At 38.8% G+C, this 21,843-nt stretch carries 24 protein-coding genes; 17 read left to right on the top strand and 7 right to left on the bottom strand.

Annotated elements, in window-relative coordinates; all coding sequences use genetic code 11:
• The first annotated feature begins 143 nt into the window (after positions 1-143).
• The 16 genes from CBE70_RS08560 (at position 144) to CBE70_RS08485 (ending at position 14,148) form a co-directional block, all read left to right on the top strand.
• Entirely contained in the window at positions 144-728 is a 585-nt protein-coding gene (locus tag CBE70_RS08560; RefSeq protein WP_100159006.1) for a TetR/AcrR family transcriptional regulator, read from the top strand.
• A 29-nt stretch (positions 729-757) separates the two neighbouring features.
• Positions 758-1,612, top strand: coding sequence for a transcriptional regulator (locus tag CBE70_RS08555; RefSeq protein ID WP_100159005.1), 855 nt, complete (start codon positions 758-760; stop codon positions 1,610-1,612).
• Positions 1,612-2,130 (top strand): FidL-like protein, encoded by a 519-nt coding sequence (locus CBE70_RS08550; RefSeq protein ID WP_100159004.1) that lies wholly within the window; start codon positions 1,612-1,614, stop codon positions 2,128-2,130. Before CBE70_RS08555 ends, CBE70_RS08550 begins: the two co-directional genes overlap by 1 nt.
• A gap of 664 nt (positions 2,131-2,794) precedes the next feature.
• Complete coding sequence (locus CBE70_RS08545) at positions 2,795-3,073, top strand: BMC domain-containing protein (RefSeq protein WP_004249182.1); 279 nt, start codon at positions 2,795-2,797, stop codon at positions 3,071-3,073.
• 20 nt (positions 3,074-3,093) lie between these two features.
• Positions 3,094-3,378 (top strand): BMC domain-containing protein, encoded by a 285-nt coding sequence (locus tag CBE70_RS08540; RefSeq protein ID WP_006536329.1) that lies wholly within the window; start codon positions 3,094-3,096, stop codon positions 3,376-3,378.
• Between the two features lie 14 nt (positions 3,379-3,392).
• Positions 3,393-3,671 carry a BMC domain-containing protein gene (locus CBE70_RS08535; RefSeq protein WP_006536328.1) on the top strand — a complete coding sequence of 93 codons (279 nt, stop codon included), beginning with the start codon at positions 3,393-3,395 and terminating at the stop codon, positions 3,669-3,671.
• A gap of 73 nt (positions 3,672-3,744) precedes the next feature.
• On the top strand, positions 3,745-5,412 hold the full coding sequence (locus CBE70_RS08530) for an acetaldehyde dehydrogenase (acetylating) (RefSeq protein ID WP_088494443.1): 1,668 nt from the start codon (positions 3,745-3,747) through the stop codon (positions 5,410-5,412).
• Positions 5,413-5,438: 26 nt separating this feature from the next.
• Positions 5,439-5,702 carry a EutN/CcmL family microcompartment protein gene (locus CBE70_RS08525; RefSeq protein WP_100159003.1) on the top strand — a complete coding sequence of 88 codons (264 nt, stop codon included), beginning with the start codon at positions 5,439-5,441 and terminating at the stop codon, positions 5,700-5,702.
• 7 nt (positions 5,703-5,709) lie between these two features.
• On the top strand, positions 5,710-6,858 hold the full coding sequence (locus tag CBE70_RS08520; RefSeq protein ID WP_100159002.1) for a 1-propanol dehydrogenase PduQ: 1,149 nt from the start codon (positions 5,710-5,712) through the stop codon (positions 6,856-6,858).
• Between the two features lie 56 nt (positions 6,859-6,914).
• On the top strand, positions 6,915-10,343 hold the full coding sequence (gene cutC, locus CBE70_RS08515) for a choline trimethylamine-lyase (RefSeq protein ID WP_100159001.1): 3,429 nt from the start codon (positions 6,915-6,917) through the stop codon (positions 10,341-10,343).
• A 100-nt stretch (positions 10,344-10,443) separates the two neighbouring features.
• The gene (gene cutD, locus CBE70_RS08510; protein ID WP_100159000.1) at positions 10,444-11,394 is read left to right on the top strand and encodes a choline TMA-lyase-activating enzyme; all 951 of its coding nucleotides are present in this window, start codon (positions 10,444-10,446) and stop codon (positions 11,392-11,394) included.
• Positions 11,395-11,407: 13 nt separating this feature from the next.
• Complete coding sequence (locus tag CBE70_RS08505) at positions 11,408-11,923, top strand: BMC domain-containing protein (protein WP_100158999.1); 516 nt, start codon at positions 11,408-11,410, stop codon at positions 11,921-11,923.
• The gene (locus CBE70_RS08500) at positions 11,923-12,567 is read left to right on the top strand and encodes a phosphate propanoyltransferase (RefSeq protein ID WP_100158998.1); all 645 of its coding nucleotides are present in this window, start codon (positions 11,923-11,925) and stop codon (positions 12,565-12,567) included. The genes CBE70_RS08505 and CBE70_RS08500 overlap by 1 nt, the downstream gene beginning before the upstream one ends.
• A 17-nt stretch (positions 12,568-12,584) precedes the next feature.
• The gene (locus tag CBE70_RS08495; RefSeq protein WP_100158997.1) at positions 12,585-13,289 is read left to right on the top strand and encodes a hypothetical protein; all 705 of its coding nucleotides are present in this window, start codon (positions 12,585-12,587) and stop codon (positions 13,287-13,289) included.
• 35 nt (positions 13,290-13,324) lie between these two features.
• The gene (locus tag CBE70_RS08490; RefSeq protein WP_100158996.1) at positions 13,325-13,741 is read left to right on the top strand and encodes a DMT family transporter; all 417 of its coding nucleotides are present in this window, start codon (positions 13,325-13,327) and stop codon (positions 13,739-13,741) included.
• An 80-nt stretch (positions 13,742-13,821) separates the two neighbouring features.
• Positions 13,822-14,148: a DMT family transporter gene (locus CBE70_RS08485; protein ID WP_004245856.1), complete on the top strand. Its 327-nt coding sequence runs from the start codon at positions 13,822-13,824 to the stop codon at positions 14,146-14,148.
• Between the two features lie 114 nt (positions 14,149-14,262).
• On the opposite strand, the gene CBE70_RS08480 is transcribed toward CBE70_RS08485, so the two are convergent.
• Together CBE70_RS08480 and CBE70_RS08475 are read right to left on the bottom strand one after the other, a co-directional pair.
• Entirely contained in the window at positions 14,263-17,340 is a 3,078-nt protein-coding gene (locus CBE70_RS08480) for a MexW/MexI family multidrug efflux RND transporter permease subunit (RefSeq protein WP_100158995.1), read from the bottom strand.
• Between the two features lie 12 nt (positions 17,341-17,352).
• A complete protein-coding gene (locus CBE70_RS08475; RefSeq protein WP_100159045.1) occupies positions 17,353-18,459 on the bottom strand; it encodes an efflux RND transporter periplasmic adaptor subunit in 1,107 nt (368 codons plus the stop codon).
• A 208-nt stretch (positions 18,460-18,667) separates the two neighbouring features.
• Here CBE70_RS08475 and soxR point away from each other — a divergent pair, with 208 nt between their 5' ends.
• Positions 18,668-19,117, top strand: a complete 450-nt coding sequence (soxR, locus tag CBE70_RS08470) for a redox-sensitive transcriptional activator SoxR (protein WP_075673527.1) — start codon at positions 18,668-18,670, stop codon at positions 19,115-19,117.
• A gap of 6 nt (positions 19,118-19,123) precedes the next feature.
• Here soxR and CBE70_RS08465 read toward each other — a convergent pair whose 3' ends face one another.
• From CBE70_RS08465 to sctI, 5 genes are read right to left on the bottom strand one after another with little or no spacing between them, the layout of a single operon-like run.
• Complete coding sequence (locus tag CBE70_RS08465) at positions 19,124-19,555, bottom strand: hypothetical protein (protein WP_100158994.1); 432 nt, start codon at positions 19,553-19,555, stop codon at positions 19,124-19,126.
• Positions 19,545-20,249: a type III secretion protein gene (locus tag CBE70_RS08460; RefSeq protein ID WP_100158993.1), complete on the bottom strand. Its 705-nt coding sequence runs from the start codon at positions 20,247-20,249 to the stop codon at positions 19,545-19,547. The genes CBE70_RS08465 and CBE70_RS08460 overlap by 11 nt, the downstream gene beginning before the upstream one ends.
• On the bottom strand, positions 20,230-20,793 hold the full coding sequence (locus CBE70_RS08455) for a type III secretion protein (protein WP_100158992.1): 564 nt from the start codon (positions 20,791-20,793) through the stop codon (positions 20,230-20,232). The genes CBE70_RS08460 and CBE70_RS08455 overlap by 20 nt, the downstream gene beginning before the upstream one ends.
• Positions 20,774-21,535, bottom strand: a complete 762-nt coding sequence (gene sctJ, locus CBE70_RS08450; RefSeq protein WP_100158991.1) for a type III secretion system inner membrane ring lipoprotein SctJ — start codon at positions 21,533-21,535, stop codon at positions 20,774-20,776. Before sctJ ends, CBE70_RS08455 begins: the two co-directional genes overlap by 20 nt.
• Positions 21,536-21,537: 2 nt before the next feature.
• Positions 21,538-21,822, bottom strand: a complete 285-nt coding sequence (sctI, locus tag CBE70_RS08445; protein WP_100158990.1) for a type III secretion system inner rod subunit SctI — start codon at positions 21,820-21,822, stop codon at positions 21,538-21,540.
• Between the last annotated feature and the right edge of the window lie 21 nt (positions 21,823-21,843).

Below are 21,843 nucleotides of genomic sequence, written 5' to 3'. Positions count from 1 at the left end.
TTTTATATTTTAAAAAATAATGTAGTTGAGTAAATAAAGGAATGTGAAGTCAACTACATTATTTACATATAATAATTACGAGTCTAAAAGGGATTGATTTCGATCAATAAGGAACATACCGACTGGTCGGTATCATCCTATGCATGAATACAACTGCGCATCACCGAAAAAAAGATCCTATCCGAGTTCAAGAACAATTATTGGAAGCGGCAAGCATTATTGTGGCTAATGAAGGAATAGCCTCTCTTTCTTTAAATGCTGTAGCAAAAGAAGCTGGGGTAAGTAAAGGTGGTCTACTTCATCATTTTCCCGGAAAGCTAGAATTAGTTCATGCGGTCTTTAAACGTCTATTAGGTATTATGGATAGTCGTATTGCAGTTATTATGGAAAATGATCCTATTGAAGCAGGGCGTTTTTCTCGCGCATATTTAACTTATATTTCTGATTTAAAACAGTCAGACGAAAGTCGTCAATTAGCGATATTGTCTTTAGCAATGCCAAACGAACCAATTATGCGTAAATGTTGGCGAGATTGGATGTTAGAACATTTAGCCAAAGGTGATAAATTAGACAATAGTTATTTAGGTACATTAATTCGTTATGCCGCAGATGGTCTTTGGTTATCTGAATTAACAGAAGGCCCCACGATTTCACAAGAAGAGCGTAGCGCATTAGTTGAAAGATTATCTGAGATGACATTTGACTATATGGCAAACACAGCAAATTAGTAATTTTAATCAGGATGAATGAGGGCACAATGAAATACAAAATAAATGCCTTAATTTATTACGACGCAACGGATGGCGCGATATCGTTAGAAAAAGAGAGTATTGATACACATCTTTCTATTACCGCAAATGCGTTACTTTTTTATTTTATTCAGCACCCTGGAGTTGTTAATCGTGATGAAGTATTAAAACGGGTTTGGGATGATAATGGATTAGTTTCATCAAACAGTAATTTAAACCAATATTTGAGTTTGTTACGAAAAACATTTCGCCATTATGGTATTGAAAATATCATTGTTACTATTGCGAAAGGACGATTAGAGTTTAATCCGGATATTTCAGTTGAACTCATTGATGATTCAACGCTATTACCTTCAACTCAAACAAATGAAGAAGCGCCTATTTTAGTTAAAGATGAAAATCAAATAACCGTTGAAACAACGACACCTTTAACGCAAACTCAAACACCTTTAGAGTCTACGCAAGAAGAAGCGCCCGAAAAAATACAGAAACCTGAAATATGTTGGTATTTAGCCAGCATCGGTTTTTTATTAGGTGCAGTATTTCTCGCGGTGATCATCTTTTTTAATCAACATCAATCAAAGCCAATTTCACTAACACCATTAACGCATAATGATTGTGAGTTACTTTCTAATGAAGCCATGATTAATTCTGCGGTAAGTGATAATTATGTTCGCAATTTTGACGCTGTAAGAAAGAAGCTTAATTTACAGTGTGTGAAAGGTGAGCGATTTGTTTTCTTTTATGGTGATAAATTACAAACAAATGGATTGGGGCGAGTATTTTTAGCGCACTGTGCTAAGAACGAAGATAATCCATTTAGTTACTGTGACAATTACTTTTACTATTCTTGGAAATACTAATGAAAATCTCAGGGAAACTTTTATGTTTTTTATCGGCCCTGATTTTTATCTTGGTCGCCACTTATGCAGCAACAAGATTATTAACCATTAAAAATGAAGGTGTCATGGTTTGCTCAACCAAAGGCATTATGCGTTTTGAAAATATGGAAGATGAAAATGTAAATGGTAATATTCATTTTTCATTTGGTGCCAATGGTAAAGGCTCAATTGTTGCTGAAGGTTATACCACTTCAAAAGCAGGATGGCTGTATTTACAACGTTATGTGAAATTTGATTATACAACTAAGCGCGTTTCACCGACAGAACGTCACTATTTTGTTAGCCAATGGGATGCTAGTGCATCATCAATTGATGAATCTCCAGACGTTATTTTTGATTATTTTATGCGTGAAATGTCAGACAGCCATGATGGGTTATTTATTAATGCACAAAAGCTAAATGAGAAAACTTTACTTTTAAGTTCGCTCAATTCACCACTCTATATTTGTACCTTAAAGCCGGGTAGTAAATTCGATTAATTGTCCTGATTATCCTATCTTATTTTTGCAAGGTGGCCTCTCTATAGCCACCTTTTTGTTTATCTAAAATTCAATATATCCTATCCCTTTAATTAATCTTCTCTTCTCACACATTCCTGATTTTAGCTCTTTTACCTGTACAGTGATTTGAACTGATTGTCTGTATGACTTTTATAGTAAAGAGTACTTACCTCTATTTTTTATACACAGTCGTGAAGGTTTAAATTTGATAAATACGTTATCAACAAAAAAATAGCACGATTTGTATATAGACTCGATTTAGCCTTTTTCAATTATTGATCTCACATTGAAATATCAGTGATATTCCGCACATCTTTCTCGTCGATATGTACTGCCTTTTTTCACCTTTTCAACATCCTTCTAACAAAGTTAATTTGCCTATTTTTCCATCTATTTTTTGTGAAAATTAATAAATTTATAACGATGAAAAAAGCAAATTAACAGCACAGATATATAAATATGGAGATAAAAAACACTAAATAGCAGAACTAAATTCTATATATGTTCATTACATGGATTTATATTTTGTTTTTGTTTTTACGCGTTATAGTGATTTTGAAACCAACGTCTGCGTTTAAAAAATCACCACGCAGACACAATGGGCAAACGTAAACCGTTAAACGGCTTCTCGGAGGAAATGAAAATGGGTGATGCATTAGGTCTGATCGAAACCAAAGGTCTGGTGGCATGTATTGAAGCCGCTGACGCTATGTGTAAAGCCGCGAACGTTGAACTTATTGGCTATGAAAATGTGGGTTCAGGTCTCGTGACTGCGATGGTGAAAGGCGACGTAGGCGCAGTGAAAGCTGCAGTGGATTCAGGTGTGGAGTCAGCACAACGCGTGGGTGAAGTTGTTACATCGCTCGTGATTGCTCGTCCTCACAATGACATCAACAAGATTGTTATCAAACACAAGGCATAGTTTCTGCCTTAGGAGAACGTATGGGTGATGCATTAGGACTTATTGAAACTCAAGGGCTGGTTGCTTGTATTGAAGCAGCAGACGCGATGTGTAAAGCGGCAAATGTTGAGTTAATCGGCTACGAAAATGTGGGTTCTGGTTTAGTTACTGCAATGGTGAAAGGTGATGTTGGTGCCGTTAAAGCCGCAGTGGAATCTGGCTTAGAAGCTGCTCAACGTGTTGGTACTGTTGTGACTTCATTAGTCATCGCTCGTCCACATAACGATATTCAAAAAATCGTTGCCCAGTACAAAGTGACTGAATAACGAAGGAAATAAATATGAAAGAAGCACTAGGTCTAGTTGAAACCAAAGGTCTTGTCGCTTGCATTGAAGCTGCTGATGCAATGTGCAAAGCAGCCAATGTTGAACTGATTGGTTATGAAAACGTCGGTTCAGGTTTAGTGACAGCAATGGTGAAAGGCGATGTCGGTGCAGTAAATGCAGCGGTTGAGTCAGGTGTTGAAGCGGCAAAACGTATCGGCACCGTAGTGACTTCTCGTGTTATTGCAAGACCGCATAACGATATCGAGAAAATCGCACAACAGCACAAAGCCTGATTATTCAGGCGTGCTGTAAAGCAAAGAAATACGTTATTCAGCTAAATTTTTTAACTCCTGTATGGGGGAAGACATGGTTGCATTAGATAAAGATTTGCAATCCAGACAACTGGCTCGTGAGCTAGTTCGTAACGCGAAAAATGCACAACTTGTTTATGCTAAGTTTTCGCAGGAAAAAATCGACAGTATTGTAAAACACATCGCATTTGAAGCCGCTCGTCACGCAGAAGAGCTGGCGAAAATGGCGAACGAAGAAACAGGCTTTGGTAAGTGGGAAGACAAAGTTCTGAAGAATACCTTCGCGTCATTGCGTGTGTATGAACATATGAAAGACATGAAGACCGTTGGCATTATCAATGACGATAAAGTGAAAAAAGTCATGGATGTTGGCGTGCCTTTAGGTGTTATCACGGCATTAGTTCCTTCAACTAATCCAACATCAACCATTATCTATAAAACCCTAATTGCACTGAAAGCGGGTAATGCGATTATTTTCTCTCCGCATCCAAATGCAAAACAGTGCAGTTTCCGTGCGTTAGAAATTGTTAAAAAAGCGGCATTAGAAGCGGGGGCACCAGCAGGTATTGTTGATGGTGTGACATTACTAACACTGGAAGCGACGAAAGAATTAATGCATAGCAAAGATGTGTCATTAATTTTAGCGACTGGTGGTGAAGGTATGGTGCGTGCAGCTTATGCATCAGGCACGCCAACAATCAGTGGTGGCCCAGGTAATGGCCCTGCTTTTATCGAACGTAGTGCAGATATCAAAAAAGCAGTGAGCGATATCATCACCAGTAAAACATTCGATAACGGGGTTATCTGTGCATCAGAGCAATCCATTATCGTTGAACGTTGCATTTATAACGAAGTTCACCGCGAGCTATTAGCGCAAGGTGCTTACTTTATGAATGACGAAGAAGCAACAAAAGTGGCTTCAATGTTACTGCGTGCTAACGGCACAATTAACCCAGCAGTTGTGGGTAAAGATGCGATTTATTTAAGTCAGCGTGCAGGTTTTAGCGTACCCGCAAATACGCGCGTATTAATCGCATTACAAGATACTGTTTCACCAAAAAACCCGTATTCACGCGAAAAACTATGCCCAATCTTAGGGATGTATATCGAAGAAGATTGGAAATCAGCGTGCGATCGTGTGGTGCAGTTACTGACTAACGAAGGTTTAGGTCATACCTTAGTTATTCATACCAAAAATGAAGATGTTATTCGTCAGTTCTCTTTAGAAAAACCTGTTAACCGTATTCTGATTAATACTCCTGCGGCATTAGGCGGTATCGGTGCAACAACCAATATTACTCCTGCACTTACTTTAGGTTGCGGTGCTGTTGGTGGCGGTTCTAGCTCTGACAACGTTGGCCCAATGAATCTACTGAATATTCGTAAAGTAGGTTATGGCGTGCGTACCGTTGAAGAGTTGAAACAACCTTGTCCTTTAGCACAAGAAGCTGCTCAACCTGCTGTTTCTGCTTGTGCTGTTTCTAGCGCAAATCACCAGACCAGCATTCTTGATGATGACCGTTTTCGTTCACCTTCTCTAACTCCTGTTCATGCTGAATGTGCTACTGCACAACGTCAAACTCAAGGTGATGATCGCTTTGGTGCATCTCCTTATGCAACGACAGTCAGTGCTTGTGCGCAGCAAGTGATTGAACAAGGTGATATTACCGAAGAAAACGTGGAACGCATTATCAAGGAAGTTCTCGGACGTCTGAGTAAATAACTCATTGATATAAGGCGATATAAACCATGATCCTCGCAAAGGTAATCGGACACGTAGTAGCGACACAAAAAAGCCCAGAACTTAAAGGTAGCAATTTATTAATGATAGCCACCTTAGATGATGAGCTTAAACCACTGAAAAACAAAACTTATGTTGCAGTGGACAGTGTAGGTGCAGGTATCAACGATATTGTGTTGGCTGAAGAATACTTTGCACTGAACAAAGATCGTTACAAGGCGATGTCAGTGGTTGCCATTGTTGAGAAGGTTTATCGGGACAGTAAGGAGTAATAACGACATGAGTGAGTTTCTGATAAAACCCAAAATTCAGTTTGGCACCAATGCACTGGATTTTCTTTCTGGGTTAACTGCCCGCCGCGCATTTGTGGTGACAGATAAAGCAATGGTGAAGTTTGGCTTTGCAAATAAAGTCACCGATAAGTTAGTGCAACGGGGTATCGAGTTCCAAGTTTACGATGATGTTGCTTCAGATCCAGATATTTCAGCCATCGTGAGTGGTATGAAGATCATGGATGCTCATTATCCAGACTTGGTTATCGCACTTGGTGGTGGATCAGTAATTGATGCCGCGAAAGCCGTTATGTACTCCCTCTGGCATACCCGTAAAGAGAGCAACAGAACAAAACCACAGTTTATTGCGATCCCAACCACTAGCGGTACGGGCTCTGAAGTAACCTCTTTTTCAGTGATCAAATCACGCAGTGAAAAACTGGTCTTGGTTGATGAGTTTATGTTGCCTGATGTTGCCATTCTCGATCCTGAGTTGGTGAAATCTGTGCCACCTGCAATTACGGCAGATACCGGTATGGATGTCCTTTGTCATGCACTAGAAGCTTATGTTTCTAAAGCTGCATCTGATTTTTCTGATGCGATGGCAGAGAAAGCCGTCAAGTTAGTCTTTGGTCATCTTATAGATTGCCACCATCAAGGTGACAACTTGATGGCTCGCGAAAAAATGCATAACGCATCTTGTATTGCAGGTATGGCATTTACTAACGCCTCTTTGGGGATTACTCACAGTCTTGCCCACGCATTAGGCGGTGTATTCCACGTTCCTCACGGTCGTGCAAATGCGTTATTGATGACACATGTTGTCGCCTTTAACGCCAATCTTCATGGTGATTGTAATAGTGAAGCAGCAAAACGTTACGCTTATCTTGCTCAAAGCTTAGGACTTCCGGCTAACACTGTAAGAGAAGGGGTAACCAGTTTAATCGTCGCCATTAATGTATTGAAAGATGAAATGGGTATGCCGAAGAGTATTCGCGATACCGGTGTCAGTGAAGCGGACTTTTATGCCCGTTTAACGGAAATGGTCGGACAGGCTTTACGAGATAGCTGTACGCCGACAAATCCGCGTGACGTGAACACACACCAATTAGAAACATTGTATCGTCAGGCATTTGCCGGTGTATCACATAGTTAATGCTCAACCGAATTAATACCGATTAGGTCAAGTAAAGAACATCAGGAGAGCCTCACATGGCCAAATATTCTTTGACGCCACGCGTAAAAATGCTGGCAGAACGTTTAGTTTCACGTAATAGCTCAATCAGTACAGAGCGTGCGACAATTTTTGATTCATTAGACAACAGCATTGCAGGTGTTCCTCAAGCGATTAAACCTGCGCAACGTTTTTATGAATTTATCCGCCATTTTCCAAGCTATATCGCACAAGATGAACTGATTATCGGCAGTCAGTCATCAACACCACGCGGTGCGATTTTTCACACTGAAGAAGAAGTGCGTAGTGACTCTATCTACCGTTTCTTAAGTATTAACAATAGCGTTGCATCACCTGATTATATGCTGGTGGTAAACCAAGGTTTCTTAGCAATCAAAGCACAGCTTGAAGATAGGATCAGAAGCATTGGTAGTGCCGTAAATCGTAGCAGTATGGATGAAGCTAATTACTGTAAATCCGCTATTTATGCATGTGATGCAGCACTGTATTTTGCACAAATTCTGTCTGCAAAAGCAGAGAATTTAGCTGCAATGGAAGGTAACCCATACCGTAAAGCCGAATTATTAGATAGTGCCGCAGTATTACGAAAAGTACCTGCAAAACCAGCAGAAACCTTTAAAGAAGCGGTTCAAGTATTCTATTTATTGCAATTAGTCTTACATCTGGAAAATGGTAGTTATGCTATTAATCCAATGGGATTTGATAAAGCACTTTATCCATTCTATCAACGTGATATCGACCAAGGTCGTTTAACACAAGCACAAGCGTATGAAATTGTTGAAAGCGTATGGCTGAAATTAGCTGAGCTTTCAGAAGTACGTGCAACCAAAGAAGTTGATGGTTATCCAATGTTTGATGCAATGACGCAGGGTGTTGATATTAACGATCCTCGTGTCAGCATTAACGAACTGTCAGAGATGCTGTTATCAGCTCGCGCTAATCTGTCAACTTTACACAGTTCATTACAAGTGCGTTTATACAACGGTCGTATGAATTCACAACCTCAATACGCTGCACCTTCTGCAAACTTTGTGGCACCAAGCGCTGATGCGGGCGAATTCAAAGTGATGGAAGGATTAACTCCTCGCTTGCAGCGTTTACGTAACCGTTATTTAGAAGCGCGTCCAAGTGTCTCTATTTATAGAGCCTTAGCATTTACTGAAATTACACGCGAGAATCCAGGTCTACCGCCAATCTTACTACGTGCTAAAGCTTTCCGTCGCGCGTGTGAAACTGCGCCTATCTTAATTCAAGATGAAGAGCTGATTGTTGGACATCCTTGTGGAAAACCGCGTGCTGGCGCGTTCTCTCCTGATATCGCATGGCGTTGGGTTCGTGATGAACTCGATACCATGAGCACTCGTCCACAAGATCCATTCCAAATTTCAGAAGAAGACAAAAAAGTCATTCGAGAAGAGATTGTCCCATTCTGGGAAGGTCGTTCTTTAGATGAAATCTGTGAAGCGCAATATCGTGAAGCGGGTGTGTGGGAATTTAGTGGCGAAACCTTTGTCAGTGATCTTTCTTATCACCAAATCAATGGTGGTGGCGATACTTGCCCTGGCTATGACGTATTGTTATTCACCAAAGGGATGAATGGCATTAAAGCTGATGCACAAGCGAAGTTGGCTGAATTAAGCATGGAAAATCCAGCTGATATCGACCGTATTTATTTCTATAAAGCGTCGATTGAAAGTTGTGAAGGTGTGATTGCTTATGCGCATCGTATTGCAGAACATGCCCGTGAATTAGCCTCTAAAGAGAGCAATCCACAACGCCGTGAAGAGCTACTGACTATTGCTCAAGTGAATGAAAACGTACCAGCGAATCCACCAAAAACACTGCAAGAAGCATTACAAAGTATTTGGACTGTAGAGTCATTGTTCGAAGTTGAAGAAAACCAAACGGGTCTTTCTTTAGGTCGTTTAGATCAGTACTGCTTCCCAATGTATGAAAACGACATTAAAACTGGGGTGATAACCCGTGAACAAGCGCTGGAAATGATGCAAGCCTTTATCATCAAATGTGCTGAGTTAATGTGGATGTCGAGTGAGTTAGGTGCGAAATATTTCGCAGGTTATCAGCCATTTATCAACTTAACCATTGGTGGACAAAAACGCTCTGGTGGCGATGCGTGTAACGACTTAACTTACCTGATTATGGATGCTGTGCGTTTTGTGAAAGTGTATCAACCATCACTAGCATGTCGTATTCATAACCAATCTCCACAGCAATATATGGAAAAAATTGTTGATGTGGTGAAAGCAGGTATGGGCTTCCCGGCTTGTCACTTCGATGATTCTCATATCAAGATGATGCTACGTAAAGGCTTCGACTTTGAAGATGCGCGTGATTACTGCTTGATGGGTTGTGTTGAGCCACAAAAATCAGGTCGTATTTATCAATGGACATCAACAGGTTATACCCAATGGCCTATCGCAATTGAGTTTGTATTAAACCGTGGTCGTATGGTGCTGTTTGATAGCTATCAAGGTTTAGATACAGGTGATTTACGCGACTTGCGTACTTATGAAGATTTCGACCGTGCTGTAAAAGAGCAAGTGGCACATATCGTTCGTTTATCCGCAATTGGTACTGTGATAAGCCAACGTGTTCACCGTGATGTTGCACCAAAACCATTAATGTCTCTGCTAGTTGAAGGCTGTATGGAACAAGGTAAAGACGTAACGGCGGGTGGTGCAATGGTTAACCATGGCCCAGGTCTTATCTTCTCAGGTTTAGCGACTTATGTAGACTCAATGGCGGCTATTCGCAAACTTGTTTATGAAGATAAGAAATACACCTTAGAGCAAATCCGTGATGCGTTATTAGCCAACTTTGAAGGTCATGACGAGTTATTACGTGACTGCTTAAATGCGCCGAAATTTGGTAACGACGATGATGTTGTTGACCAATATGCACTGGATATTACGGAATGGACTGAGCGTGAATGTCGTAAATACAAAATGCTCTATTCCACACTGAGCCACGGAACGCTATCTATCTCTAACAATACACCAATTGGCGAGCTAACGGCTGCTACACCAAACGGTCGCTTCGCATGGAAACCATTATCAGATGGTATCAGCCCAACACAAGGTGCTGATAAACATGGCCCAACGGCGATCATCAAGTCAATCAGTAAGATGAATGTTGAAACCATGAATATCGGTATGGTTCATAACTTCAAATTCCTGAAAGGTTTATTAGATACCAATGAAGGACGCCAAGGTTTAATTACCTTATTAAGAACGGCTTCAATTCTGGGTAACGGCCAGATGCAATTTAGCTATGTTGATAATGAAGTACTGAAAAAAGCGCAATTAGAGCCTGAAAAATATCGCGATTTGATTGTTCGCGTTGCAGGTTACAGTGCTTACTTTGTTGAATTATGTAAAGAAGTTCAGGATGAAATTATCAGTCGTACTGTGATTGAGAAATTCTAATCATAGCCATAGGGATGGCACTGGCTATCCCTTTTTATCGACAAGACAAGATTTAAATTTATCGAACAGGGATGTTTGATGCAGATTTGGAGGCGTAAAGATGGAGACGGCGGCAGAAACAAGAGGTCGGATATTTAATATCCAGAAATACTCTATTTATGACGGTGATGGTATTCGTACTCTCGTTTTTTTAAAAGGCTGTAATATCCGCTGCCCTTGGTGTTCAAATCCAGAAGGTCTTAGCAGTGAATTTCAGGTGATGTACTCTCACGACAAATGTGTAGATTGCGGTAAATGTGTTGATGTTTGTCCGGCGGGTGTGCATTACATGACAACCAATGAAAGTGGTAAACAAGTTCATCGTGTTGATCGCGCTGTTGATTGTATTGGTTGTCGCAAATGTGAAGAAGTCTGTATCTCTGATGCTCTTGATATTATGGGAAAAGATGTTTCTGTCTCTGAGTTAATGAAAATCATCATGCAAGATTATGACTTTTACATCTCTTCAGGAGGTGGTGTCACAATCGGTGGCGGTGAAATGAGTTTACAAACGGATTTTGCGGTTGCGCTTTTACGAGAATGTAAAAAGATGATGATCAATACCGCCGTGGAAACACAAGCAACCACTAACGTGGCGAATTATGAAAAATTAGCGGAAGTTGTTGATCAATTTCTGATTGATATCAAACACATCGATACCAATCAGCATAAAGCGTTGTTTGGTATTGGTAATGAGAATGTCCGCCGTAATCTAGAGCGTTTAATGGATCTCGGTGCAAATGTGGTTGTCCGAATGCCTTTAGTACGAGGCTATAACGACTCTTATGATGCTATCACTGGAGCGATTAACTACGCAATGGAACTCTCAAAACGCGGCAATCTTCAGCGCATTGATATTCTTCCTTATCACCAATTTGGACGTAATAAATACGAAAAATTGGAAATGATTTACCCAATTAAAAATGATCCAAGTTATACGCCAGAAGAGTTAGACAGTTTAGAAGCCTTTTTTAAGAAATTTGATTTCGATATCCGTCTTGTCCGTCACTAAGTAGGAGAGAAAGATGAACAGTTTAGGTGTGATTGAAACACGAGGGTTAACCGCAGCCATTCAAGCGGCAGATGCCGCCTGTAAAGCGGCAAATGTAGAAATTATCGGATACCGAAAAGTAGGATCTGGCTTGGTATCAATCTGTTTTCAGGGCGAGATCAGTGCAGTAAGAACGGCGATTGATCATGGCGTTGATGTCGTGAGCCAAAAAGAGCTGGTGATTGGTTCATTGGTTATCGCAAGACCAGAGCCAAGCGTTATTACTAAATTACTTACAGTAAAAAGTAAGAAAAAAGCGCCCGCCATTGCTGAAATAACGCAAGAGACTGCTCTTGAAAAAGCCGTTGAAACAGTTGTTGAAACAATAGTTGAAACTCCTGTTAAAAACGAAGTTGAAAACCTTGATATCACAAAAGCAGTTGCAGATTTACAGGCTCAAAATATTGCCTCTGAAACTAAGGCCGCGACAGATAAAGCACAAAACAGTAAAAAAGAGATCAAACCAGAAAGCCGCAAAGGTAAAAAATAATGATTAATCAACAACTCATGGGAAAAATTCTCTCTCGCTTACCCGCACATGGCGTGATGTTGGGGGAGACGCAAGGAATGGCTATCCCTGTTGGTATTTCTAATCGTCATGTGCATCTTTCACAGCAAGATGTTGAAGCATTATTTGGCAAAGGTTATCAACTCACTCCGTTTAAAGATCTTAAACAACCGGGTCAGTTTGCAGCAAAAGAGTGTGTGATTGTCGTAGGATCTAAAGGCTCAATCAGTAAAGTTCGTGTTTTAGGACCAGTTCGTCCACAAAGCCAATTAGAAATTTCAAAAGCTGACTGTTTTGCACTAGGTGTAAAAGCACCAGTACGTGAATCAGGTGATTTAGCTGGTTCTGGCAATGCTGTTTTAATGGGACCTGCGGGTCACGTTGAATTAAAAGAGCAAGTGATCTGTGCTCAACGCCATATTCATATGAGTGAAATTGACGCCAGAATGTTAAACGTCACCAATGGACAAAAAGTACACATTAAAACTGAAGGTGAGCGTAGCCTAATTTTTGATGAGGTTGTTGTTCGTGTTAGTGATAAATTTGCTTTGGAATTTCATATAGATACTGATGAGGCTAATGCGGCAGGGCTTCGTAACAACGATAGCGTGTTTATTGTCAGCTAAGGCAATGAGGTGACGTAATGGACAATCAGTTAATTGAAAGGATAGTGGCTGAAATAGAAAAAAGAATGAAAAAGTCGGTGTTGTTAGCACTTACACCTGCACCGGGATACCAAGATGAAATCTGTCAACGTATCAACACGTTTTCTCACATTCGATTTTCTCTTTTTGTCACAACACAGGCACAAGTCAGTCATGATTTGTCGAAATGGCGTCATCTAGGAGAAATGTATAACGCGAGTGAGTTTGATTGCCAGCAATTATCGACTTATCACGCACTGTTTGTTCCTTATTTTGATAAAAAGCTGGTGGGTGAAATTATTAATGGGCTATTTATCAGTGAAGAAGGAAAGTTAATTCATTCTGCACTTGCTCAAAATATTCCTGTTATTGCATTACCTTATTTTTGCCAACCAGAAAGTGAATTAAATGAGATTTTAGGTTTAAATAAAAATAAAGAGTACAACCTGCTTATTCAGGAAAATATTAGCCGATTAAAATCAATGGGTATTATGTTTCACCCTATAAATGATGTTGAAAATAATTTAATAAACCATGATGTTAATCATCAAGCTAAATCTAAATATAAACCTGAAGTTAAACAAGAGAATAATAATCGCTATATTACTTTAAATGAAGTAATGAATAAGCCTGGAGAATATCATTTATCGAAAGATAAATTGACGGATTCTGCTATTGAATACTTAAAAAGTTTGAAAAATTAATCTTAAATTATATCTGATAACTCAGGAGTCTTATTATGTCACCAAAAGCTAAATCATGGCTTTGGATGCTGGCGGTTATTATTTCAGAAACCTCAGCAACCTCTACCTTAAAAATGTTTGATAATAGTGAAGGTACAACGAAAACATTATTATTAGGCTTAATTGTTGTTCTTTATGTTATTTGTTATTACTCATTATCGCGTGCAGTAAAAAATATTCCAGTTGGTTTAGCGTATGCAACATGGTCTGGTACAGGTATATTAGTGGTTTCTTCTTTAGGTATGTTGTTTTATGGTCAACATCCAGATACTGCGGCAATGATAGGTATGGCGGTGATTGCCAGTGGTATTGTGATTATGAATCTCTTCTCCAAAATGGGCTCAGAAGAAGAGGAAGAAGAAACCACAGAACCTCAAAATATTAAACAAGCTGCATCGTCAGTGAATAAATAAATCTATTTATTAATAAAACTCTTTTTTAATAAATCTTTTTTTAATAAAAAACTTTATTAAAATAAATAAGGATAACAATTATGTTTACCGGATTCTTATGGCTGGCGTTGTCTATTGGTTCTGAAATTACAGGAACCTCAATGATTAAAAAAACAAACGGCTTTAGTAAATTAGCGCCTTCTGTTTTAGTTATTGCTGCTTATTGTATTTGTTATTTCGCCTTAACGCGTGCAATGGGATATATCCCTGTTGGTGTAGCGTATTCACTGTGGTGTGGATTTGGTATTGTGGGTGTCACATTAGTTGCCATGATCCTATATAAACAAAAACCAGACTTACCAGCTATATTTTCAATGGCATTAATTATCTCTGGCGGGATAATCATGAATACATTCTCAACAATGTAATTACGCTATTAATTATATTTAATAGAAGCACTGAACGCTATATAAAATAGTAGGCTCAGTGCTTCTTTTGTTTCTATGACATTACTGCTTTTAATTGCTTTTTATTTTTAAAGCTTATAATTCACTGACTTTTTGTAACTGTTTTTGACGCTCTGTTTGGGCGCTGATTTGATGGTTTCGTGCTAAGAAACTATACATCGTTGGTAACACAAATAGAGTAAACAGTGTGCCGACTAACATACCGGATACAATAATCAGCCCTAATCCATAGCGGCTATTTGCTCCAGCACCACTGGCAAATAAAAGTGGAATAAGCCCAATCACCATTGCTGCGGTGGTCATTAATACAGGACGTAAGCGGATTTTTGCGGCTTCAATAATCGCATCACGACGGTTTAGATTTTTATGAATTTGCAGCTCATTAGCAAATTCCACCATTAAAATACCGTGCTTACTAATTAGCCCTATTAATGTGACTAAACCAATTTGCGTGTAGATATTGAGTGTCACCATACCTAACGCTAATGGCACAAGAGCGCCACAAATAGAGAGCGGTACTGTAATCAAAATAATCAATGGATCAACTAAGCTTTCATATTGTGCTGCTAACACTAAATAGATAATGATCAGTGCGGCAATAAATGCAAAAACTAACGTATTTCCTTCTTGAGTAAATTGGCGAGAATCAGATTGCCAATCATGGCTAAAGCCAGCGGGTAATGAATCCGCCACGTTTTCAAGAAACGTGACTGCTTGCCCCATCGTCACACCGGGTGCAGGGATCGCTTGAAATATTGCGGCATTTTGTTGATTAAATTGCGTTAATTTATTGGGTTCAACATGAGTGGTAATGTTGACGACCGTTGATAATGGAATTAACACGTTATCTTGAGTACGAATATAGTGCCCTGCAAGTGCTGCTGGCGTTAAACGTTGGTGACGTACACTTTGTGGGATCACATCATAAGAGCGACCATCCATACCAAAGCGATTGATATAGTGTTCACCGACTAATAATGACAGTGATTCACCAATATCTTGCATGCGAATGCCTAAACTATTGGCTTTCGCTCTATCTATTGCAACTTGAACGACAGGGTTGTTGTAGTCTAAATCGCTATCCACCACGACAAATAGGCCACTTTCTCTGGCTTGTTGTTTAATTTGTTCCATTGTTTCAAATAAAACGGGATAACCTAATGGGCTACGTAATACCATTTGAACGGGTAATCCCCCCACTGAACCGGGCAAAGAGGCTAATTGGAAAGCAAAAATACTGGTTCCTTCAACATGACTTACGCGGTTTTGCAAGTCAGCTTGGATTTGATCTGCATTGCGGTCACGTAAATCCCAACCATCAAAGTTGATCCCACCAAAGCTCGCTGAAGGACCATCTGTACCATTAATTATCCATGTGCTGTCTGTTTCAGGCAGACTCATATAAATTTCATCAAGCTTCTGATTAAAACGTTCCGCATAGGCTAAGTTTGCATGTTGTGGTGCTTTTACGGCAGTTAAGACACTTGCCTGATCTTCTGAAGGAGCCAGCTCTTGTTTTGTTTGGCTATATAAAAACGGCAAGCTGACAAATACGGCTAAGGCGAAAACGACGGTTAACCAGCGATTAGCTAAAGAAAAATTGAGTACGTAACCATAATAATGAGCCAATTTATCAAAGACATATTCGGCAATTTTAGCCATTCTGCCTTCATTTTCTTTTGGTTTTAACATTAATGAGCTCATCACCGGTGATAAGGTTAATGCCACAATACCGGATACAATCACACTGCCTGCTAATGTTATGGCGAATTCTTTAAATAATGCACCTGTTAAGCCAGCCATTAAACCAATAGGCGCATAAACAGCCGCTAAAGTGATAGTCATTGCAATAACAGGGCCTGCCACTTCTCTTGCACCTACTAAAGCTGCTTGAACTGGTGATAATCCCTCTTCAATATGGCGATGCACGTTTTCAACAACCACTATCGCATCATCCACAACTAATCCAATGGCTAAAACCATTGCCAATAAAGTAAGCAAATTAATACTAAATCCAAAGGCAAGCATTAAACCCGCAGCACCTAGCATCGATAATGGAATGGCAAGTACAGGAATAAGAACAGAGCGGAACGATCCCAAACAGAGATAAATAACAGCAATAACAATTAAAATAGCTTCAATTAATGTTTGTACTACTTGGTTAATAGAGGCTTTGATAAAGCGTGAAGTTTCAAAAGCAAGCTCAACATCAACGCTAGGTGGTAAGGTTTTTTGAATATCAACAAGATGTTCGCGAATACCATCAACAATCACTAACGGATTGCCTGTCGGTGTCGGAAATAGCCCTAAGAAGACGGCTTTTTTACCATTCATAATACCGCTGGTTTCAGTGGCAGCAGCACCTAGCTCAACAGTACCAATATCACGCAAACGCACAAGATTATTGCCATCATTAATGATAACCATGTCTTTAAATTCTTCGACATTAGTGAGATCAGTATTGACATAAACGTTGGCAATTACAAACTCACCTTCAACTTTCCCTGGTGCAGCTTGATAGTTATTACGGCGTACAGCTTGCGCGACATCACTCGCTGTTAAATTGCGACCAGCCAGTTTGTCTGTATCTAACCACAGACGCATTGCTAATTGTTGTCCACCAAAAACTTGTACTTTGGCAACGCCATTGATGGATGAGAACATAGGTTCAACAACTCGAGAAAGGTAGTCAGTGAGTTCAGGGATAGAGAGTTGTTCACTTGAAAACCCTACATAAGCTACTGCAGTAGATTCGCCAGATGAAAGCTCGATAACGGGATCATAAGCTTGCTCAGGTAATTTATAGCGCACTTGATTCACCTTCGCCATTACCTGTGCTAAGGCTTGAGTAGGGTCACGATTTAATTCCATTCTGACGGTGACTAAACTTTTCCCTTGTACAGAAGAAGAGGAAATATAATCCACGCCCTCAACAGAAGAAACGGCTTGTGTGATCGGTTGTGTCACAAATCCTTGCATCAGTTCAGATGATGCCCCTGGGTAGTCTGTTGCAATCGTTATAGTTGAATTTTGCAACATCGGATATTGGCGAATTGGCAGTTTACTGAATGCAAATGCACCCAGTAAAAAAATGAGTGTGCTAACAACTAATGCCAAAACAGGGCGCCGAACAAAAATATCGGTAAATTTCATTATTAGCTCCCGTTATGGTTTTGTTGTCGCTGATTGAGCCAACGCTAATGTATCTTGCTCAATAGGTTCAATTGAGATCCCATCACTTAACTTAATCTGCCCTGATGAAACGATTTGATCTCCTAGGGCTAAACCCTCTTTTATTTCGATCATGCCGTTGTAGCGCAATCCAACTTTCACAGAGACACGCTTAGCGATAAGGTTTTTTTGATTGTCAGATTGCGCTACAAACACAGTATCTCCATAGGCAGTATAAGTAACTGCCGTTTCTGGTACGGTTAATACCATAGGACTATCAGGAGAAGTAACTTGAACACGAGCAAACATGCCCGCTTTTAATTTATTGTCAGTATTCGGTAAAACAGCCTGTATTTGTACTGTACGAGAAGGGCCAATAAGAGGATCAATCGCATTTATTGAACCCGTAAAAATGATATCTGGGTAAGCATCGACTTCGATATTAATTGGCTGTTTTGTTGAGATTTTTGGTGCAGCTTGTTCATCAAGTGAAAAATTGAGTTTTAAACGGCTTGCATCGACAAGTGAAGCTACACGTTCACCAGCATTGAGATATTGGCCTTCATGAACAAGTTTTATCCCAACAATACCGTCAAAGGGCGCTTTAATTGCTTTTTGTGCAATCCGCGCTTTCACTTCACGAATGGAGGCCGCAATCATATCGCGTTCTGATAACGTGCTATCTAATTGCGCTGTTGCCACCATGTTTTTACTATAAAGTTGTCTTGTTCGAGAATAGAGTTTTTCTGCATTGGTTAATTGCGCTTGTAAACGTAATAATTCGGCTTGTTCAGGTTCATCATTTAATTTAGCTAAAACTTGACCTGCTTTAACAGTTTGCCCTGACTCAAAATTAATCACGGCAATTCGTCCATTGGTTTCAGCTGCTAAATATACTTGGCGTGCGGCTTCTAATTCTCCAACCCCTTGCATATTGTTTGGTAATTTTGATGATTGTACGGTTGCTAATGCCACTTTTGTTGGTGGATAAGCAAATTGTTGTGATGCATCTTCATCAGATGATGTTGTTGCATAAACCGCCGCACCTGCACTGAGTAAAAAGAGTGAGGCACAGAGTGTAAATATTTGTTTTTTCTTCATCATATAGTCGCCAATCTCATAGTGAGCGTTTTTCTATTTTTATTTATTCAGTTACCACAGTGCCTTGAAATAAAGCTATTTTTCTACAGCAATAAATAATTGACTAACAATCTTAAACACAGAAGCCAACATCCCACTGGCTTGACTTAATTTGCGAGGAGGACTATAAAACCTCAGGTTAACTTGAGGTCAAGAGAAAAAGTTAAAAATGAAAAAAGAAAAAATAGATTTTAATAGAGCACTTACCGTCGGTGAGGTAGCAAAACGAAGTGGTGTTGCAATTTCAACGTTACATTTTTATGAAGAAAAAGGATTGATAGAAAGTTATCGAAGTGCTGGTAATCAGCGTCGTTACCCGCCTGTTGTACTGCGTTATGTGGCAATTATCAAAGCTGCGCAAAGTACAGGTATCCCACTAAAAGAAATTCAGGAAATACTAGGAAAATATCCACCAAATAGTAAATTGACCGCAGAACAATGGCACGAAATATCAACGGATTGGAAAGTACGGTTAGATGAAAGAATTCGTCGCCTTAAGCGACTACGTAATGGGCTTGATCACTGTATTGGCTGTGGTTGTTTATCGTTAAGTGACTGCCCTTTACGTAATCCTGATGATATTTTAGGCGAGAAAGGTGCGGGAGCTCAGATCCTATAATTAACGTTAAAATAAAAATGAAGCACTATCAGGTTTAAAAAATTCCTCATAGTCTTCTTGGTTATCGTTAATGCCTAATAAATCGAGAGTAAATTGATGATAAAAACCTTGATAAGAAAGAAGTGAAATTAACGCTTGATTAATCGCCTCTTTATTATCGCTATTTTCTAATTCGCTCGCTTGGCGTGCATAGATTAATAGTGCAACTTGGCGCTTTTCTTTTAAGGTTTGGTTGTTGTCATTTTTGACATCAAATTGATTTAATAACGCTAATACACCTTTGACTGTATTCACGTTGGTTGTTTTTAAATCTTGGTAAAAGGCCGGATTTAGCGTTGCCATTAAAGGATCTAATTCCTTATTTACTCTGCTTTGTGATGCGGGAAAATGAGATTGTGGCTCATATAAAGCCTGTGTTTTTAAAGCATCAATCTTCATGATTATCCTCACTGAATGTTTCTATTTTAGGTTGCATATCATCTGATGCATCAAACGTATTAATAAATTTCAGTAGAGTCTCTTTAATTTCTTGAGTAAATGTTGCTTGATAAGATTCGGAAAAAGGTTGGTGAAATTGTTTTTTTAAATCATTAAGTAACAGTGCTGGATCAAAAAAAGCCACTTGATCACCAGCATGAATAGCAATGGTCTTGTTGTCATGAGATATCAATTCAACATTGATATTATTGAGCTCTTTCTCAAGCTCTTTCTCAAGATAAAGGCGTAGTGTTGCAGGAATATCTAGCGTAATTTTTTTCTCTGTAGGCATTGCTGAAATTAAACGACGTGTGAGTTCAACTTGTATTTCTGGTGAGTCAAAAAATTGAGCAATAGTTGCGGTTATTTGCTCTCTTTGTTGAAATTCATAGCGTACCAGTTTTTCTTGATAGTGAATTGAGAATGTTAATATATCTCCTAATAATACCTGTAAGCCTTTACTATAAGCTTGATTTACGATCTCTTTATTATGTTCTTCTAGTTTATGATTAAAATCTTGAATTATTTTTTTTGCTGTATGCTTAGCCGCTAATTCTGTTTTATAAATATTATCGAGCTGTCGAACATAGCGAGCTCGTATTAATACACCTTCACAAGTGTATGTTAAAAGATCTTCAGGCAGGGAGCGCAGCATAATCTAATACCAAAAGAAAAAGTGAACGAGATAAAAAAAGTGATTGAGGAAGTTCAATCAATGAGGGTTGTGGTGCAAAAAGTAATGTAAAGCGCTGAGCAAGCGCAGTTGAAATTGAATTAATAAAATTAAACAGTAATTGATAGCCGATATTTATTGGTACAATATTTTCCAGAGAAGTTGTTATTTTCTTATTTATATTTAATACAGGATAAAGAGATAAAAACATCTTTAATTGAGGTTCTAGTTGATAGTAATTACCAGATAATAAAAGAGTTTTTCTAGAGTACAATAAGCCTAAAAATAGAGCGCAACGAGGAAGTAATAGCCAATGAGTAAATATTTTCTCTACAATAATATCGATATCACAATCTAGCTGATTGATAAGTTGGTATTGTTGAATTAATTGGCGATTAGTTAATTTCTGCCAGATTATACTTTCTTTATTCGAAGCCAATACATTGTAATCTGCATGAAGATAACTAAGTGGTTCATACATTACACTGGATATCATTTCGAATTGTTCAGAAGTTAGATTTATCATTATTCTCTTCCTTCAGTGTCTTCTTTCGTCGGAATATTATCAATGAAACTGTAATGATAGCGGCGATAACCATCAATATTAAACTTAGAAATAACCAAGAACTAAAAAATGAATCAGAGTTATTTTGGTAAAGTTGGTTATTTATTATGTTGAACTTATTGATATTTCGCGGATACAACAAAACGGTAATATTATCCTCATTCATATCGTTAAAGGCATTATGAATAAAAGCACGAACATCTTCACTTAACTGATCATTATCTAGCATACCCTCTTCATAAAAAACCAATGCTGAAGCATGAGGTGTCGGAATAATTCGTTCAGTAGGAGAAATGGGATAGCTGACATGAACTCTAGCATCAATAATATGGTCAATAGTAAGTAATGATTGTTCTAATCGTTGCTCTATGGCAGAAATTAAACGTGCTTTTTCGGCTTGTGGCGAGGATACCAAGGCGTCTGATGGAAATAGCTGAGTCACTTCAATTCGAGATAATGTGGGTAATTGATATTCCTCTAAAATTTGAATCGCAATACCCATATCTTCTTTTTTAACGGAAATATCAAATAACCCTTTTCCTAACGCTTTACGAGTACTAGTTATTTGGTGCTTTTGTAAAACAGCTTGAATTTCCGTTGCCTGTCTTTGATCCAAATTAGTGAGTAGCGATTGATCTTTACAACCACTTAATAATGGAAATAGACAACATAATAACGCCAATAACAAATATCGCATTTTCATTACTATTGAGCCTTGAGTAATGTTTCAACTATATTCAGTGATTTTCTGGCTAAAGTACTCGCTAAATTCATTGTAATTGTATAGTCATTAAGTGTGGTTTGTAGCTTGGTATAACTTTGAACATCACTTAATTGGCTTAATGCCGTTAGTTTTTCTTGGATCTGTTTTTCATACTGAAAACTGCTTGCCACAGTGTTAATCATTATTGAAGATAAATTATCATCACTATCACGGTTATCATTTGACAGTGTTGCTAAATGCACAGGAACAACAGGGGTAATCGCCATATATAATCTCCATTCAATAAA

Source organism: Proteus columbae, from assembly GCF_002777965.1.
In the GTDB taxonomy this organism is placed as follows: Bacteria; Pseudomonadota; Gammaproteobacteria; order Enterobacterales; family Enterobacteriaceae; genus Proteus; species Proteus columbae.
Note: the sequence above shows the minus strand (reverse complement) of the source record. Positions and strands in the feature narration are given on the sequence as shown.

Excerpts from the sequence above, each read along its gene's own strand:
- CBE70_RS08525 (WP_100159003.1), top strand. The coding sequence starts at position 5,439 with ATGATCCTCGCAAAGGTAATCGGACACGTAGTAGCGACACAAAAAAGC.
- CBE70_RS08465 (WP_100158994.1), bottom strand. The coding sequence starts at position 19,555 with ATGAAGATTGATGCTTTAAAAACACAGGCTTTATATGAGCCACAATCT.
- CBE70_RS08535 (WP_006536328.1), top strand. The coding sequence starts at position 3,393 with ATGAAAGAAGCACTAGGTCTAGTTGAAACCAAAGGTCTTGTCGCTTGC.
- CBE70_RS08545 (WP_004249182.1), top strand. The coding sequence starts at position 2,795 with ATGGGTGATGCATTAGGTCTGATCGAAACCAAAGGTCTGGTGGCATGT.
- CBE70_RS08480 (WP_100158995.1), bottom strand. The coding sequence starts at position 17,340 with ATGAAATTTACCGATATTTTTGTTCGGCGCCCTGTTTTGGCATTAGTT.
- CBE70_RS08540 (WP_006536329.1), top strand. The coding sequence starts at position 3,094 with ATGGGTGATGCATTAGGACTTATTGAAACTCAAGGGCTGGTTGCTTGT.
- cutC (WP_100159001.1), top strand. The coding sequence starts at position 6,915 with ATGGCCAAATATTCTTTGACGCCACGCGTAAAAATGCTGGCAGAACGT.
- CBE70_RS08485 (WP_004245856.1), top strand. The coding sequence starts at position 13,822 with ATGTTTACCGGATTCTTATGGCTGGCGTTGTCTATTGGTTCTGAAATT.
- CBE70_RS08530 (WP_088494443.1), top strand. The coding sequence starts at position 3,745 with ATGGTTGCATTAGATAAAGATTTGCAATCCAGACAACTGGCTCGTGAG.
- CBE70_RS08500 (WP_100158998.1), top strand. The coding sequence starts at position 11,923 with ATGATTAATCAACAACTCATGGGAAAAATTCTCTCTCGCTTACCCGCA.
- CBE70_RS08520 (WP_100159002.1), top strand. The coding sequence starts at position 5,710 with ATGAGTGAGTTTCTGATAAAACCCAAAATTCAGTTTGGCACCAATGCA.
- soxR (WP_075673527.1), top strand. The coding sequence starts at position 18,668 with ATGAAAAAAGAAAAAATAGATTTTAATAGAGCACTTACCGTCGGTGAG.
- CBE70_RS08555 (WP_100159005.1), top strand. The coding sequence starts at position 758 with ATGAAATACAAAATAAATGCCTTAATTTATTACGACGCAACGGATGGC.
- CBE70_RS08560 (WP_100159006.1), top strand. The coding sequence starts at position 144 with ATGAATACAACTGCGCATCACCGAAAAAAAGATCCTATCCGAGTTCAA.
- sctI (WP_100158990.1), bottom strand. The coding sequence starts at position 21,822 with ATGGCGATTACCCCTGTTGTTCCTGTGCATTTAGCAACACTGTCAAAT.
- sctJ (WP_100158991.1), bottom strand. The coding sequence starts at position 21,535 with ATGAAAATGCGATATTTGTTATTGGCGTTATTATGTTGTCTATTTCCA.
- cutD (WP_100159000.1), top strand. The coding sequence starts at position 10,444 with ATGGAGACGGCGGCAGAAACAAGAGGTCGGATATTTAATATCCAGAAA.
- CBE70_RS08455 (WP_100158992.1), bottom strand. The coding sequence starts at position 20,793 with ATGATAAATCTAACTTCTGAACAATTCGAAATGATATCCAGTGTAATG.
- CBE70_RS08475 (WP_100159045.1), bottom strand. The coding sequence starts at position 18,459 with ATGAAGAAAAAACAAATATTTACACTCTGTGCCTCACTCTTTTTACTC.
- CBE70_RS08550 (WP_100159004.1), top strand. The coding sequence starts at position 1,612 with ATGAAAATCTCAGGGAAACTTTTATGTTTTTTATCGGCCCTGATTTTT.
- CBE70_RS08495 (WP_100158997.1), top strand. The coding sequence starts at position 12,585 with ATGGACAATCAGTTAATTGAAAGGATAGTGGCTGAAATAGAAAAAAGA.
- CBE70_RS08505 (WP_100158999.1), top strand. The coding sequence starts at position 11,408 with ATGAACAGTTTAGGTGTGATTGAAACACGAGGGTTAACCGCAGCCATT.
- CBE70_RS08490 (WP_100158996.1), top strand. The coding sequence starts at position 13,325 with ATGTCACCAAAAGCTAAATCATGGCTTTGGATGCTGGCGGTTATTATT.
- CBE70_RS08460 (WP_100158993.1), bottom strand. The coding sequence starts at position 20,249 with ATGCTGCGCTCCCTGCCTGAAGATCTTTTAACATACACTTGTGAAGGT.